Source organism: Pectobacterium atrosepticum (assembly GCA_019056595.1).
Classification (GTDB): Bacteria; Pseudomonadota; Gammaproteobacteria; order Enterobacterales; family Enterobacteriaceae; genus Pectobacterium; species Pectobacterium atrosepticum.
Genome location: CP036163.1, coordinates 1,536,824 through 1,552,736, shown reverse-complemented (window position 1 = coordinate 1,552,736; position 15,913 = coordinate 1,536,824). Strand labels below are relative to the sequence as shown.

Here is a 15,913-nt window from a genome sequence, read left to right as displayed (position 1 = left end):
TCAGTAACCAGCATTAGATTAATGAAATGAATGTTCTTCGGCTGGGTAGATACCCTGTTCGACTTCTTGTGAATACAGGCGTACCGCCGTGCGAATATCACCGCTTTGCGCCAGAAAATTCTTGGCAAACTTAGGCGTGCTGTCGCCGGTAATGCCTAAAGCATCATGCATGACCAGAATCTGCCCGTCGGTGACGTTGCCTGCGCCAATGCCGATCACGGGAATAGACAGCGCTTCTGTTACACGTTTGGCCAGCGCGACAGGCACGCATTCCAGCACGAGCAACTGAGCACCTGCTTCTTCAAGCGCAAGAGCATCGGCCAGCAGCTGATTGGCATCGCTTTCGCTGCGGCCCTGAATTTTATAGCCACCGAAGATGTTAACGGACTGCGGAGTCAGACCCAGATGACCGCAAACCGGCACGGCACGTTCAGTCAGCATTTTTACCGTTGGGGCAAGCCAGCTTCCGCCTTCCAGCTTCACCATATTCGCCCCAGCGCGCATCAGTTCTGCTGCCTGGCTGAATGTTTGTTCCGGCGTGGCGTAGGTCATAAAAGGCATATCGGAGAGAACCAGTGCCAGCGGTGCGCCACGGCGGACACACTGTGTATGGTAAACGATGTCGTGTGTGGTCACGGGCAGTGTGGAGTCGTGACCTTGCACGGTCATTCCCAGAGAGTCACCCACCAGCATCACGCGAATGCCTTGTTCAAAAAACAAACGAGAGAAGCTGGCATCGTAAGCCGTTATCGTAGCGAATTTTCGCTGCTCTTGTTTCCATTGGCGCAAGTGGGAGATAGTCGTCGGTTTCATGACGGTCTTCCTATGTCAATAGGGCGAAGAATCAAGGGGAACATTCTAATGTAAGCCGACGTGTAGCGATATACCCGCCATGCTTCAATCTGCTTGTAGGCAGGCTTTAATATGGCTTAGGCGGGATTGCTGTTGTCCCACAATGTCAGACCATTGCGGTCGACATCGGTTAACCGTTGAGTGAGTGTTTCGCCGTCGGGGAACGTCAGTTCAGGGGCGATTTCTACGAGCGGATAGAGCATGAACTCACGATTTTTCATGTCGTAATGCGGCACCGTCAGGCGTTCTGTCTGGATGATGGCATCACCGAACAGCAGAATGTCCAAATCCAACGTGCGCGGACCCCAGCGGTGCGCCTTACGTTCGCGACCTTGTTCCAGCTCGATAGCCTGTGTGCAATCGAGCAACGACTCGGCGGCTAATGTAGTTTCCAACTCAACGACGGCATTAAGATAATCCGGTTGATCCTGCGGGCCGAGCGGGCGACTACGATAAAACGAGGAACAGCGAATGACGCGAGTCTGTAGAATCGCATCCAGCGCAGCCAGTGCGGCGCGTACCTGTTGCAAAGGCTGGGCAAGATTGCTGCCCAGCGCCAGATACACGCGTGTCATCAGGGTTGATCCCTGCGTGCTGTCGTAGGTTTACGCGGTCGACGAGGGCGGGAGCGACGATGTGGTGTCGGGCCATCATCCAGCGATTTAAGCATATTTTGCTGACGCGGCGGGGCCGCAACTTGGAATTCTCCCCACCACTGAGCCAGACGCAGCAGCTCCTGATGGTTTTCAATCTCGGCGCGCAGGCAAAGAAGGTCATACGCGGCGCGGAATTTAGGATGCTCCATCAGTTTATAAGCGCGTTTACCCTGACGACGAGACAGGCGCATTTGCAGTTGCCAGATATCGCGGACTAAAGAGGTAATACGCTTAGGGATCGCCAGAGAACGGCATTGTTCGTCCAGCACATCGTTCATTGCCAGCGCGAACGCATCTAAGTAGGCCAGACCACTTTCCTGTGCCAGCTTTTGCGCATGTTCAATCAGCGGATACCACAGCATGGCGGAGAACAAAAATGCCGGATTCACCCGCATATCGTTTTGCAGACGCTGATCGGTGTTTTTCAGCACTTGTGCAACCATGCGTTCCAGCGTGGAATCGCTGTTTGGTGTGAAATGGCGGCTCAGCAGTGGGAAAAGCGGCTGGAACAGCTGGTATTCACACAGCATTTTATACGTTGGGTAGCCATAGCCTGACTGAAGCAGCTTCAGCGATTCCTCAAACATCCGCGCCGCAGGAATATCATGCAGCAGCGCGGCCAGACGAGGAATCGGTTCGGCGGTTTCCGGGCTGACGGTCATGTTCAACTTGGCAGCGAAACGGACGGCACGCAGCATACGCACCGGATCTTCACGGTAGCGCGTTTCAGGATCGCCAATCATGCGAATGACACCCTGGCGGAGATCGTTCAGGCCATTGGTATAATCGCGTACGCTGAAATCAGAAATACTGTAATAGAGGCTATTGATAGAAAAATCGCGGCGTTGGGCGTCTTCTTCAACCGATCCGAAAATGTTGTCGCGCAGCAGCATGCCGCTCTGAGCCTGCTGAGAAGAGTTTTTGGCTTCTTGCTGTTCCTGATGCTGTTCATGGTGACCGCGGAATGTAGCAACTTCAATCACCTCGGGCCCGAACATAATATGTGCGAGACGGAAACGACGCCCTACCAAACGACAGTTGCGGAATAACTTGCGCACCTGATCGGGCGTGGCGTTAGTGGTGATATCAAAATCCTTCGGCTTTTTACCCAGCAGCAGATCGCGTACGCCGCCGCCAACCAGATAAGCTTCGTAGCCCGCTTTGTTCAGGCGATAAAGTACTTTCAGCGCATTATCGCTGATGTCACTGCGTGAAATAGTATGTTGGTCACGCGGGATTACCGTCAGATGCTGACGCGGTTCCTCTGATTGGACCATTTCGTTCTCACGATTCAGTACTTTACGACAAAAATTAGCAACTCGGGAAAAGATAATACACCTCGATAGTGATGGATAAATCAACGGCACAGTAAAAAACTTCCGGAAGGCGTCTTTGATATCGCCCCGGCGGCGGCCTGCAAAAGTGACGGTTAAGGATGCGCGTCACTAAAAATAGCGGCTAATCATAGCTCACCAAGGCCCCTTTGAGAATGCCGATGTGAACGTGGATGTGTTTATTGCCGCCTGTAACGGGACGATATTAAGGGACCAATGTGCGACGGACCATGCCAGAAGCGCTGAAAGCGTCATCTCTTGGCCATTTTCCGGCAGTGGTTGATTTAAAAATTGCAGCGCAGCAAGCAGCACGGGACGTGGATCGCTGTCCGGCAGTGCGGGTGCGTGATTCTGTTTGGAAAGCTTATTTCCCTCGGTGTTCAGAACCAGCGGCAGGTGGACATAAGTGGGAATTGCATAATCCAACTGTTGATAGAGCGAAATTTGCCGAACTGTCGGTTCGATAAGATCGGCGCCGCGCACGATCTCCGTAATACCCTGATCGTTATCGTCGATGACGACGGCCAGATTATAGGCAAACAGCCCGTCGCGACGGTGGATAATAAAATCCTCCTGAGCGAGGGTCTTGTCGGCATACAGGTTGCCTCGCAATTTATCGTGAAAGTGAAATACTGGTGTCGTCTGTCGCAGGCGTTGCGCGGCGTTGTCGGCTGACAGGTTGCGCGTTCGGCAATAGCCGTCATAGCGCCCACCCAACTGCTGAATACGGCTACGCGTACAGGTGCAGTAATAGCTCATTCCCTGTTGTTGAAGCTGCTGAAGAATTTCGCGGTAACGCGCATGGTGCTGTGACTGATAAACCACATCGCCGTCCCAGTACAGGCCGTAGTGTTCTAACTGTGCGAGTATGCGGGAAGCAGCCCCGGGAATTTCCCGTGGAGGATCGATGTCTTCAATGCGTACCAGCCAGCGCCCTTGTTGGGAACGAGCCTGAAGATAACTACCTAGTGCAGCGATCAGTGAGCCAAAATGCAGGTCACCAGAGGGAGAGGGAGCAAAACGCCCGACATAACGATGAGTTTCGGTAAAATGATTAATTTGGGTAAAACTATTAATTTGGGTAAAACAATCGGTCACAGACATAATAGGTTGGTGCTATCTCGTCAGCATTTATCCAGACAGAAGATAGAGTGATGAATGTCATTCATCAGCGGTAAATTATCCGAAGACGGCCCCTGCGAGTGGCAGGAGCCGATTCTGGACAGGAGAATTATCCCGCCATTTGCTTTTCGCGTATCTCTGCCAGCGTTTTGCAGTCGATACACAGATCGGCAGTCGGACGAGCTTCCAGACGGCGGATGCCAATCTCGACGCCACAGGATTCACAGAATCCGAAATCCTCATCTTCGATTTTCACCAGGGTTTTGGCGATTTTCTTGATCAACTTGCGCTCACGGTCACGGTTACGCAGTTCGAGACTGAACTCTTCTTCCTGCGCTGCGCGATCCACGGGATCGGGAAAATTAGCGGCTTCATCGCGCATGTGCGATACAGTCCGGTCCACTTCATCCATGAGTTGGTTGCGCCATGCTTCAAGAATACGCTTGAAATGAGCCAGCTGAGCGTCGTTCATATACTCTTCGCCCGGCTTCTCTTGGTACGGCTCTACTCCGGCAATTGCGAGAATGCTCAGAGAAGATGTCTTACGATTTTGCCCTTCTTGCATGTTGCTTCTCCTACATAACACGACACGCATAATACCCTTTTATGCAGTGAAGTTGCGGCGTTGTTGGCCAGAACTTCAGCTATCTGGGTATATCGGCCCCCAAAGGGGGGAAAAAACAGGCCGCTATAAATAGCAGATGAAGATGGGGTTGGCAATGCTTCCTGACACCGGCCTGATAAAGTGTCACGAACAACCTGCATACATTAAATAATAAACAATGTGTTACGCCTTTGGTGGTACGTTCGGCGTGTTATGTAATGCTTGTGCTTCATCCCAACAACGGTAGCTTATTCGTCAATTTAATACCGTCAGGGCATAATGTGGAGCCGTAACATAAAATTTCAACCCCTGCCTGTTGCGCTTCGATAAATAATTCCGCATAGCGTGAGTCAATATGCCGAGCGGGAGAAACCTGCTGGATCCCTGAATGGAGAACGGCGAAAAAAAGAACCGCGCGTTTTCCATTGGAAACCATTTGTTGCAGCTCACGCAGATGCTTTTGCCCTCTGAGTGTAACCGCATCGGGAAAGTAACCACATTCATGTTGCAATAATGTGACGGATTTCACCTCAATATAGCAGTCAATCCTGTCCGGCGCCTGTAAAAGCAGGTCTATTCGGCTGTTTTCCGTACCGTATTTCACTTCTGTTTTTATGTCCGAATAGCCCGCCAGCTCTTCTATGCGATTTTCCAATAAGGCTTCGTACAATAATGTGTTGGCACGCAGAGTATTGACACAAATCCAGTGATTTTGTTGCGTTTCAGTCAGTTCCCAACTTTGTGGATACTTGCGTTTAGGGTTATCGGACGTTGAATACCAGACGGTATCACCGGGCGTAGCACAGCCCGTCATTGCACCCGTATTGGCACAGTGCAGCGTGAGCGTCTCGCCTTCCGGCGTTACGACATCGGCCAAAAAGCGTTTGTAACGTTTAATCAACCGGGCGGGCTGTAAACGTGGGGTATAGTCCATAAGTATCCTGTTCTAACCGTCTATTTAATAAATGACCAACTTTCCAGCTTTTGATAGCGGGTTTTACCGTTGTCGAAAAGTGACTGATAAAGGGAAAAGTGTGTCATGTCGGCCTGCCAACTGAACGTAGCGGGGGGAATCGCCACGGGACGAGTCGCGCCGCGCAATAACGTAATATGTGGGTGAAAAGGTAATGCTGTTTGATAGCAGCCGTTGCGCGCCGCCTGAGAGCGCAATAGTTCCGCGAGCTGTAGCAATCCACGCGGTGCACGGCGGCAGCCCAGCCAGACAACACCGGGCCGCGGCCAGTGTCCTGCGTCATTCAGCGTGAGGGTAAACGCGGGCTGACGAATGCGGCTTGCTAAGGTCTGTAAGACTTGCGCCTTTTGCTCACTCACATCGCCTAAAAAAGCCAGCGTCAGATGAAGGTTGGCCGCAGCCACTGGACGGCCTGCTTCCAGTGGGAAATGTTCGGCACGCCAGCGGATAATCTCTTGCTGTGTGGTTTCCGGCAGTGATAAGGCAAAAAACAGGCGGCGGGTGGCTGACATGGCGATCTCTCTGTTCTGATTCCATCCGATGCTACATTCATCCAGATGCTACAATGCTCGCCGCTGAAAGTTAACCTTATACGGAGATGTCTGTGATTTTACCGCCCGTTAGCGCCGTGTTGGATGATGTGATAACGGCGCTACATACCGCGCCTCAGGTGCTGCTCAATGCCCCAACGGGGGCGGGGAAATCAACCTGGCTACCGTTGCAATTGCTGCAACAGGGCAACGTGAATGGGCGCATCATCATGCTGGAGCCACGCCGTTTGGCGGCGAAGAGTGTTGCCTGGCGTTTGGCGCAACAGTTGGGTGAAGAGCTAGGTCAAACGATAGGTTATCGCATGCGGTCGGAAAGCCGCGTGAGTGCAGCAACGAAGCTGGAAGTCGTCACCGAAGGGATGTTGACCCGTTTACTGCAACAGGATGCGGAACTGCAAGGCGTAGGGCTGATCATCCTTGATGAATTTCATGAACGCAGCGTGCAGGCCGATTTGGCATTGGCGCTGCTGCTGGATGTGCAACAGGGGCTGCGTGACGATTTAACGCTGCTGATTATGTCTGCGACGCTCGACAATGCGCGGCTATCAGCGCTATTGCCGGAAGCCATCTGCGTGGTTTCCGAAGGTCGCAGCTATCCAGTAGAACGGTGTTATGCACCGCTAAATAGCCAGGATCGCTTTGAAGAAGGCGTTGCGCGACAGGTGCGACGTTTGCTCAATGAAGAGGCTGGTTCGCTGCTGTTGTTTTTGCCCGGTGTGGCTGAAATTCGCCGCGTGCAGGCACTGCTGGAAAATAGCGTGTCGAGCGAGACCGACCTTTGTCCTTTATATGGCGCACTGACGCTGGCGGAACAGCAAAAGGCCATTCTGCCTGCGGAGCGGGGCCGTCGCAAGGTGGTGTTAGCCACCAACATAGCTGAAACCAGTCTGACAATTGAAGGGATTCGACTGGTGATGGACAGCGGCCTTGAACGCGTAGCGAGCTTCGATGTGAAAAGCGGCGTAACTCGGCTGGTGACGCAACGAATCAGTCAGGCCTCAATGGTGCAGCGTGCGGGGCGTGCGGGGCGTTTAAGCCCCGGTATTTGCTGGCACTTGTGCTCTCGCGAACAGGCAGAACGTGCGGCGGCTCAAAGCGAAGCCGAGATACTGAATAGCGATTTAAGCAGCGTCTGGCTGGATTTATTACAGTGGGGCTGTACCGATGTGGCGCAGTTAACCTGGCTGGATACGCCCCCCGCCCCCGCGCTTTATGCCGCACGACAACTACTATGCCAGCTTGGTATTACCGATGACCAAGGTCGGTTGACCGCCGAGGGTCGGAAAATCGCAGCACTCGGCTGCGATGCCCGACTGGCGACGATGCTGTATGCCGCGTCACAGCAGAGTGCAGAGGCGTTGGCGACCGCTGGATGTCTGGCGGCGATACTCGAAGAGCCGCCGCGTAGCGGATCGATCAATCTGGCTGACTGGCTGCATCGTCCATTACCGCACTGGCTGCGGCGAGCGAAACAGCTGACGCGCCGTTTATCGACGGCTTCGGGACATATTGCTGATTTTGGTCATATTGATAGCGGCGAAGCCGATTGGCTGCTGGCACAGGCTTTCCCTGATCGTATCGCCCGGCGGCGCAGTCAGGATGGACGTTACCAGCTCGCTAACGGTAGCGGCGCGATGATGTCGGCTGATGAAGCGTTGTCAGGTAACGAGTGGCTGCTGGCACCCGCGCTATTACAAAACGATCGATTAATGCAAAACAAGCAGAGCGCAGATGCGCGAATCCTGCTGGCGTTGCCGCTGGATATTGAGCGGCTGGAACGGCGACTGCCTGGATTAATAAATGAGCGTAACGTGGTGCACTGGGACGAAGAAAAGGGTACTCTGCGCGCCAGCCAGCGCGACCAGATAGGTTGCCTGATTCTGCGGAGGCGCCCGTTGAACAAGCCTTCCGATGAGGTATTGCAGCAGGCGATGTTATCCTGGATTCGGGAGCAGGGGCTCAAGGCATTAAACTGGGACGCTGCAGCGTTACAGTTACGCGCTCGCCTACAGTGTGCTCACCAGTGGTTGAATGAGGTTGACTGGCCGCGAGTGGATGACGACACACTGCTGGCGACGCTGGATATCTGGTTACAGCCGTCGCTGTCCGGCGTGCGGGATTTACGTGCGCTGCACCAGATTAATTTGAGCGATGCGCTGCTGCGACGGTTGGACTGGTCGCTGCGCCAGCGGCTGGATAGCGCATTGCCTACGCATTATACGGCACCTGGCGGCAGTCGCTTGCCTATCGCTTATTATGACGATAAGCCACCGGTGCTGTCGGTACGGATGCAGGAGATGTTCGGCGAGCAGAAGAGTCCGCTTCTGGCGGAAGGCCGTGTGGCGCTGGTGTTGGAACTTTTATCGCCAGCACAGCGTCCACTACAGATTACGCGAGATTTAGCGGCGTTTTGGCAAGGCACGTACCGTGAGGTGCAAAAAGAGATGAAGGGGCGTTACCCCAAGCATATCTGGCCGGACGATCCGGCAAATACGGCTCCAACGAGACGTACCAAAAAATATCAGAATCACTAATTTCAGACGTTTCCGCTTTCCCAAAAAAGGAGCTGGAAACAGAGTAGGCGGCTTGAGCGCAGAGCAGATAGCCGTGAACAACCTGATGGAGAAGTTATTGTAATGTCTCAGGATGACCGCGAACCTATCGGACGTAAAGGGAAAGCGCCAAAACGTAAGCCTGAACGCAAACAGGCCATACGACGTCGCAGGGATGACGACTATGATGATGACTATGACGATTATCAGGACGACTATGACGACGATGATGATGACGGCGATGACACCATGACGCGGAAATCGCAGAGAAGACGGCGCTGGCTGGGGCTGGCGATCAAGCTGTTCCTGATCTTTGCTGTGGCGATGGCGATCTATGGCGTCTATCTCGACAGCCAGATCCGCAGCCGTATCGAAGGTAAAGTCTGGCAGTTGCCTGCCGCCGTCTATGGCCGCATGGTCAACCTCGAGCCTGGCATGGCCTATAGCCAGAAAGAGATGATTAGCCTGTTGGAAGGTATGCAATACCGTCAGGTGAGCCGTATTACCCGTCCGGGTGAATTCAGCGTGCGTGGTAACAGCATCGATATGCTGCGCCGTCCGTTTGATTTCCCTGATGGGAAAGAAGGGCAAATTCAGGCGCGCCTGACCTTTGCCAACGATCGCCTGTCGCAGATCCAGAATCTGGACAATCAGCGTAACTTCGGCTTTTTCCGTCTCGATCCGAAACTGATCACCATGATGCAGTCGCCGAATGGCGAACAGCGTTTGTTCGTGCCACGTGCCGGTTTCCCCGATCTGTTAGTGGATACCTTAGTGGCGACCGAAGACCGCCATTTCTATGAACACGATGGCATCAGCCTGTACTCCATTGGTCGTGCGTTTTTAGCGAACATTACGGCGGGACGTGCAGTACAGGGCGGCAGTACGCTGACGCAGCAGCTGGTGAAGAACCTATTCCTGACTAACGAACGTTCGCTGTGGCGTAAAGCCAACGAAGCCTATATGGCGCTGATCATGGATTATCGCTACAGCAAGGATCGTATCCTTGAACTGTATCTGAATGAGGTGTACCTCGGTCAGAGCGGTAACGATCAGATCCGTGGTTTCCCGCTTGCCAGCCTGTATTACTTTGGTCGTCCGGTGAATGAACTGAGTCTCGATCAGCAGGCGCTGCTGGTGGGGATGGTGAAAGGTGCATCGCTGTATAACCCGTGGCGTAACCCAGATATTACGTTAGAGCGACGCAATCTGGTGCTGCGCTTGTTGCAGAATCAACAGGTGATTGATGCCGATCTGTACAACATGCTGAGTGCGCGTCCGCTGGGCGTGCAGCCGAAAGGCGGCGTAATCAGCCCTCAACCGGCATTTATGCAGATGGTGCGTCAAGAACTGCAACAGCGGCTTGGCGACAAGGTTAACGATCTCTCCGGCGTGAAGGTCTTTACCACGCTCGATCCCGTCTCGCAGGATGCAGCGGAAAGAGCGGTGGAGGTCGGTATACCGGCACTGCGTGCAGGCCGTAACGTCAGCGATCTTGAAGCGGCAATGGTGATTGTCGATCGTTTCAGTGGCGAAGTCCGCGCGATGGTTGGCGGTGCTCAAACACAGTACGCTGGGTTTAACCGTGCGCTACAGGCGCGTCGTCCTGTCGGATCGCTGGCGAAGCCGCCGACCTACCTGACGGCGTTGAGCCAGCCGGATACCTATCGTCTGAATACTTTGCTGGCGGATGAGCCACTGTCGCTCAAGCAACCTAACGGACAAGTGTGGCAGCCGAAGAACTACGATCGTGAATTCCGTGGCCGCGTCATGTTAGTCGATGCGTTGGCAAACTCGCTGAACGTCCCGACCGTCAATCTGGGGATGGCCGTGGGGCTGGATCAGGTCACGGCAACGTTGAAGCGTTTAGGTATCCCCGAAAACGTGATTCAGACTGTACCGGCGATGCTGTTGGGGGCGATCAGTCTAACGCCGATGGAAGTGGCGCAGGAATACCAGACGATCGCCAGCGGCGGCAATCGTGCTCCACTTTCCTCACTGCGTTCGGTGATTGCGGAAGATGGCACTATGCTGTATCAGAGCTTCCCGCAGGCTGAACGAGCGGTTCCGGCACAGGCGGCCTATCTGACGCTATACGGTATGCAGCAGGTGGTCGAACGTGGTACGTCACGGTCACTGGCGGTGAAATTCCCGAATTATCATCTGGCAGCCAAAACCGGTACCACCAATGACCTGCGTGATAGCTGGTTTGCTGGGATTGATGGTAAAGAAGTGGCGATTAGCTGGGTAGGACGTGATAACAACGGCCCGGCTAAACTGACCGGGGCGAACGGTGCACTGACGATTTATCGCCGCTATCTGGAAAACCAAACGCCACTGCCGTTGATGCTGACGCCGCCGGAAGGCATAACGACCATGACGGTGGATGCTAGCGGCAACTTTGTCTGCAACGGCAGCAGCGCCGGACGCGTATTGCCAGTCTGGACGGATAACCCTCAGGCATTGTGTCAGGCTAGCCAGCCGCAGCCTTCAGCGCAGCAGGACCAGCAAAACGGTGAAGGTGTCGCTGGCTGGATCAAAGAAATGTTTGGTCAATAATCTCTCACAGCCCCCGGTTAATCCGGGGGGTGTCTTTTGTGACGGTTATTTGTGGGTGATTGCCATTTTTAGGCTCTGTCATTTTTAGATAACCGTCACACCCTTTCAGATGTCGTTTTTCTTGCTATACCATTCCAGCGTTGACAGGTAAAAGTCTTGCGATTGGCATTCCGTTGCGCCTATCATGCTGCCTTTATCGTAATCATTATCGTTCTCTTTTAGCTTGATCGTTATGGGTCTGGTTCGATAGTTACGGGAATAGCGATCGCCGCTAATACCCCTTTCCGTCCGTGACATTAAAAATCAAAAGCACTATGCAAAATCAAACTGTACTGCCTGATACCACCTTCAGACTGGATGACGTCAGCTTTTCCGTCGCCGGGCGCACGCTGCTACATCCGCTATCTATCACGTTTCCTGTGGGGAAAGTGTGTGGTCTGATTGGCCACAACGGCTCAGGAAAATCGACATTGCTGAAAATTCTGGGTCGTCATCAGCCTGCCAGCAGCGGTACCGCGCTGTTGGGAGAACAGTCGACAGGAAGCTGGGACAGCAAATTGTTCGCCCGTCAGGTTGCCTATTTACCGCAGCAGCTTCCTGCCGCCGAAGGGATGACCGTGCGCGAGCTAGTCGCCGTGGGGCGCTATCCGTGGCATGGTGCATTAGGCCGTTTCGGTAGCGCCGATCGGGAAAAGGTCGAAGAAGCCATCACGCTGGTGGGATTAAAGCCGTTTGCTAATCGTTTGGTGGATAGCCTGTCCGGCGGTGAACGGCAGCGAGCCTGGCTGGCGATGACCGTGGCGCAGGATAGCCGCTGCCTGTTGCTGGATGAACCGACTTCCGCGCTGGATATTGCGCATCAGGTTGAGGTTCTGGCGCTGATTCAGCGCATGAGCCACGAGCGTGGCATCACCGTGATTGCGGTGTTGCATGATATCAATATGGCTGCCCGCTACTGCGATCATCTGGTGGCATTGCGCGGCGGTAAAATGATTGCGCAGGGTGAGCCTGTTGCGCTGATGCAAGGGGACGTGCTGGAAAATATCTACGGCATTCCCATGGGCATTCTGCCTCATCCGGCTGGTGGCGCACCGGTCAGCTTCGTTTGTTAACTCGGTTTACCTGCTAATGATGCCTGAATTTTTTTCTTCCCCGCGTTCTCCCGATCCGCTACGACGTCGTTTACTGACGGCGCTACTGCTGTCACCGCTGGTTTATTCGGCGGCGAGCAGGGGAGGGACAAGCGCTTTTCCTGATCTAAACCGTATTGTGGCGCTGGAATGGTTGCCTGTTGAACTGCTTCTGGCGCTGGGCATCACGCCCTTCGCGATTGCCGATAAGCACAATTACAACCTGTGGGTGAAAGAGCCCGCGCTGCCAGACTCGGTGATTGATGTGGGACTGCGTACCGAGCCTAATCTTGAATTGCTGACGCAGATTCGCCCGTCCATGATTCTTTATTCTGAAGGTTACGGTCCTTCGGTCGCGAAAATGTCACGTATCTCTCCGTTGCTGGGCTTTGGCTTCAGCAGCGAACAGGGAAAACCGCTCACATCGGCACAGACCTCAGTGATGAAACTGGCTGATGCGCTAAATATGAAGGCGGCCGGAGAACGGCATCTGACGGAGTTGGCGCAGTTTCTCCAGCAGGAAAAGATCACGCTTCAGCCTTACACGGAGCGGCCGCTGTTGCTCATCACGCTGATCGATAGCCGTCATGTACTGATCATCGCCAAGAACAGTCTTTTTCAGGAAGTGATGGATCATGTCGGGATAGAGAATGCCTGGCAGGGTGAAACCAGCTTCTGGGGCAGTACGATTGTGGGCATTGAACGTCTGGTGGAAATCGGTGATGCCAATGTGCTCTGCTTCGAACATGGCGATAGCGCCATCAGCGCGCAGCTTGATAATAATCCGCTCTGGCAGGCCATGCCATTTGTGCGTCAACAGCGTTTACAGCGTGTGCCTGCCGTTTGGCTGTATGGTGGAACGCTCTCGGCGATGCGCTTTTGCCGCATATTGAATCAGGCATTGGAGGCGAGAAATCATGCCTAATTCTTTGTCTATCGCGCACAAGCGTGCCGTGCACCCGTTGGTACTTCCCATTGTTTTAATTGGTTTTCTGCTGTTCGTGATTCTGGGGATGGGTAGCTACAATTTGCAGCAGCAATTGCCTGTGTCACAGTGGTTTGAGGCGCTGACACAACCCGCCTTGAATAATATGCAGCAGCTTCTGTTCCACTACAGCCTGTTACCGCGCATGGCGCTGGCACCGCTGATTGGTGCAGGGCTGGGGTTGTGTGGCGTGCTGTTCCAGCAGGTCTTGCGTAATCCGCTGGCTGAGCCGTCAACGCTGGGGATCGCCACAGGCGCACAGCTAGGCATCACAGTGGTAACGCTGTGGGCGCTGCCCGGCGGCGAATGGATCCAGCAGGCCGCTGCGATGATCGGTGCGCTAGTGGTTGGCGCACTGGTGTTTGGCGTTGCCTGGGGCAAGCGATTATCACCAGTGACGCTGATACTTGCGGGGCTGGTGCTGAGTTTCTACTGTAGCGCGGTCAATCAACTGCTGGTGCTCTTCCATCATGAACAGCTTCAGGGGTTGTTCCTGTGGAGCAGCGGCGTGCTGAACCAGCAGGACTGGAGCAATGTGCAGTTTGTTCTCCCGCGCCTTTTGGTGTGTTTCTGTCTGGCGCTGCTTCTGATTCGTCCGTTAACGCTGTTGGGACTGGATGACGGCGTTGCGCGTAATCTGGGACTTGGGCTGTCGCTGGCGCGTCTGAGCGCGCTTGGCTTGGGTATTTTCCTGTGTGCGCAATTGGTGAACGCGGCGGGCATTATCGGTTTTATCGGCCTGTTTGCGCCGCTGCTGGCGAAAATGCTGGGTGCGCGGCGCTTATTCCACCGCCTCTTATTAGCACCGTTATTGGGGGCGCTGCTGCTAGGCGTCACCGATCAGGGGGTTATCTGGCTGAGTCGGGTGTGGCTTGACGTACCAACGGGCGCGGCGACGGCGTTGATTGGCGCGCCGCTGCTACTCTGGCTGCTGCCGCGCCTGCGTAATAGCGGTCAACACGCGCTGGTCGACAGTAATAGCACGCCGACGCTCGAACGTAGCCTGTGGGGAAGGTGGCTGGTGCTCGGCATCATGCTGCTGGGAATGGTCGTTCTCATGGCACTGATGTTGGGAAAAGATGCGGAAGGCTGGCAGTGGGGCGGTGGTGATGTATTAGCGCAATTGCTTTCATGGCGCTGGCCTCGGGTTCTGGCGGCGCTAACTGCTGGGGTGATACTGGCGGTGGCGGGAACGCTAATCCAAAAATTGACGGGTAACCCGATGGGAAGCCCGGAGGTTCTGGGGATTAGCTCTGGCGCATCGTTTGGCGTCATTATTTTGCTGTTCTTCATTCCCGGCAATGCTTTTGTATGGTTGCTTCCAGCCGGTAGCGCGGGCGCGGCATTGACGTTGTTGGTCATGGTGATTATCGCCGGACGAGGCGGTTTCTCCACGCAGCGCATGCTGCTGGCGGGGATCGCGCTGAGTATGGCGTTTTCCACGGTGATCGCGCTGCTGTTAGCCAGTGGCGATCCACGTATGAGCACGGTGCTGACCTGGCTGTCGGGATCAACCTATGCGGTCGAACCTGTAGACGCGATACGTACGGCGGCGATCGCCGTTCTGTTGCTGTTGATCGTCCCGTTCTGTCAGCGTTGGCTGCGTATTCTGCCGCTTGGTACGACAACCGCCAGATCGCTTGGTGTGGCCGTCACGCCGGTTCGCCTGCTGGTTTTGCTGCTGGCCTCGGTGCTGACCGCAATGGCAACTATGATGGTTGGGCCGATGAGTTTTGTGGGTCTCATGGCACCACATATGGCGCGGATGCTGGGCTTTAGTCGTGTGTTGCCACAAATCGCCAGCTCTGCGTTGATTGGTGGAGCACTGATGGTAATTGCGGATTGGTTTGGTCGAATGATCCTCTTTCCGGCGCAGATTCCGGCAGGGTTGCTCGCGACGTTTATCGGTGCGCCTTACTTTGTTTATCTGTTGCGCAAGCAGGTGAAATAACGCGAGCGTCGGCGGGAAGCTCGCCGACGCCGTGTGATTAGCCGGAGACGTTGATGGCTTCGACCAGCATCCAGAACGTGGTGAGCACCAGAGAAAGCGCCATGATGCCGTTGAAGGCTTTCAGTTTCCACGGCTCCTGAAGATGTTTGCCGATGCGATCGCCGAGTAGCGCCCAGACTAAAATGCAGGGCAGATTGAGCGCCATAAAGGCGATCATAATGGTGAAAATGCCGTTGCTGGCGGTATAAAGCAGCGCGATGTTGCTGGACATCAGCCAGGCTTTCGGGTTCACCGCCTGAAATAATGTTCCTTGCAGTACAGTCATCGGCTGTACTCGCCCTTGTAATTCTGGTGCCGACGATCGCACGATTTTCCACGATAGCCACAGTAGATAGGCGCATCCCAACACGGTAAGAGGGAGGCGGATCATGCTCATCCAACTCAGCAAAAGCTCCAATGCCACGCCCATCAGCGCCGTTTGGAGCGCACAGCCAATTAAAATACCCATCAGCATCGGTAGCGTACGACGCAGGCCAAAATTGACGCCTGACGTCGCCAGCAGCAGATTATTCGGTCCCGGTGTGATCGACATGACGGTGACGTAGCTGAAAAAAGAAGGATCGAGCATGGTGTTATCCTGATGA

The 15,913-nt window shown here is 54.4% G+C and carries 13 protein-coding genes; 5 read left to right on the top strand and 8 right to left on the bottom strand.

The features are described 5' to 3' along the window. Positions 1-18: 18 nt before the first annotated feature. The 7 genes from panB to DCX48_07580 form a co-directional block, all read right to left on the bottom strand. Positions 19-813, bottom strand: coding sequence for a 3-methyl-2-oxobutanoate hydroxymethyltransferase (panB, locus tag DCX48_07610; GenBank protein QXE14392.1), 795 nt, complete (start codon positions 811-813; stop codon positions 19-21). 116 nt (positions 814-929) lie between these two features. After that, positions 930-1,427: a 2-amino-4-hydroxy-6-hydroxymethyldihydropteridine diphosphokinase gene (gene folK / locus DCX48_07605; protein ID QXE14391.1), complete on the bottom strand. Its 498-nt coding sequence runs from the start codon at positions 1,425-1,427 to the stop codon at positions 930-932. Beyond that, positions 1,427-2,839 carry a polynucleotide adenylyltransferase gene (locus DCX48_07600; protein ID QXE17178.1) on the bottom strand — a complete coding sequence of 471 codons (1,413 nt, stop codon included), beginning with the start codon at positions 2,837-2,839 and terminating at the stop codon, positions 1,427-1,429. The genes folK and DCX48_07600 overlap by 1 nt, the downstream gene beginning before the upstream one ends. 138 nt (positions 2,840-2,977) lie before the next feature. Then, a complete protein-coding gene (gluQRS, locus tag DCX48_07595) occupies positions 2,978-3,946 on the bottom strand; it encodes a tRNA glutamyl-Q(34) synthetase GluQRS (protein ID QXE14390.1) in 969 nt (322 codons plus the stop codon). Between the two features lie 127 nt (positions 3,947-4,073). Next, positions 4,074-4,529, bottom strand: a complete 456-nt coding sequence (gene dksA, locus DCX48_07590) for an RNA polymerase-binding protein DksA (GenBank protein QXE14389.1) — start codon at positions 4,527-4,529, stop codon at positions 4,074-4,076. Positions 4,530-4,797: 268 nt separating this feature from the next. Continuing rightward, positions 4,798-5,502 (bottom strand): DNA/RNA nuclease SfsA, encoded by a 705-nt coding sequence (sfsA, locus tag DCX48_07585; GenBank protein ID QXE14388.1) that lies wholly within the window; start codon positions 5,500-5,502, stop codon positions 4,798-4,800. A gap of 20 nt (positions 5,503-5,522) precedes the next feature. Next, the gene (locus DCX48_07580; protein QXE14387.1) at positions 5,523-6,053 is read right to left on the bottom strand and encodes an RNA 2',3'-cyclic phosphodiesterase; all 531 of its coding nucleotides are present in this window, start codon (positions 6,051-6,053) and stop codon (positions 5,523-5,525) included. Between the two features lie 92 nt (positions 6,054-6,145). Here DCX48_07580 and hrpB point away from each other — a divergent pair, with 92 nt between their 5' ends. From hrpB to fhuB, 5 genes are all read left to right on the top strand, one after another. Continuing rightward, positions 6,146-8,626, top strand: a complete 2,481-nt coding sequence (gene hrpB, locus DCX48_07575; protein ID QXE14386.1) for an ATP-dependent helicase HrpB — start codon at positions 6,146-6,148, stop codon at positions 8,624-8,626. A 102-nt stretch (positions 8,627-8,728) separates the two neighbouring features. Next, complete coding sequence (locus tag DCX48_07570; GenBank protein ID QXE14385.1) at positions 8,729-11,203, top strand: bifunctional glycosyl transferase/transpeptidase; 2,475 nt, start codon at positions 8,729-8,731, stop codon at positions 11,201-11,203. Positions 11,204-11,517: 314 nt separating this feature from the next. Then, positions 11,518-12,315, top strand: a complete 798-nt coding sequence (gene fhuC, locus DCX48_07565; protein ID QXE14384.1) for a Fe3+-hydroxamate ABC transporter ATP-binding protein FhuC — start codon at positions 11,518-11,520, stop codon at positions 12,313-12,315. A 16-nt stretch (positions 12,316-12,331) separates the two neighbouring features. Next, positions 12,332-13,258, top strand: a complete 927-nt coding sequence (gene fhuD, locus DCX48_07560) for a Fe(3+)-hydroxamate ABC transporter substrate-binding protein FhuD (GenBank protein ID QXE14383.1) — start codon at positions 12,332-12,334, stop codon at positions 13,256-13,258. Continuing rightward, positions 13,251-15,269 (top strand): Fe(3+)-hydroxamate ABC transporter permease FhuB, encoded by a 2,019-nt coding sequence (fhuB, locus tag DCX48_07555; GenBank protein QXE14382.1) that lies wholly within the window; start codon positions 13,251-13,253, stop codon positions 15,267-15,269. Before fhuD ends, fhuB begins: the two co-directional genes overlap by 8 nt. Before the next feature lie 37 nt (positions 15,270-15,306). Here the strand turns inward: fhuB and DCX48_07550 are convergent, their stop codons facing one another. Further along, positions 15,307-15,897: a LysE family translocator gene (locus DCX48_07550; protein ID QXE14381.1), complete on the bottom strand. Its 591-nt coding sequence runs from the start codon at positions 15,895-15,897 to the stop codon at positions 15,307-15,309. Positions 15,898-15,913: the final 16 nt, after the last annotated feature.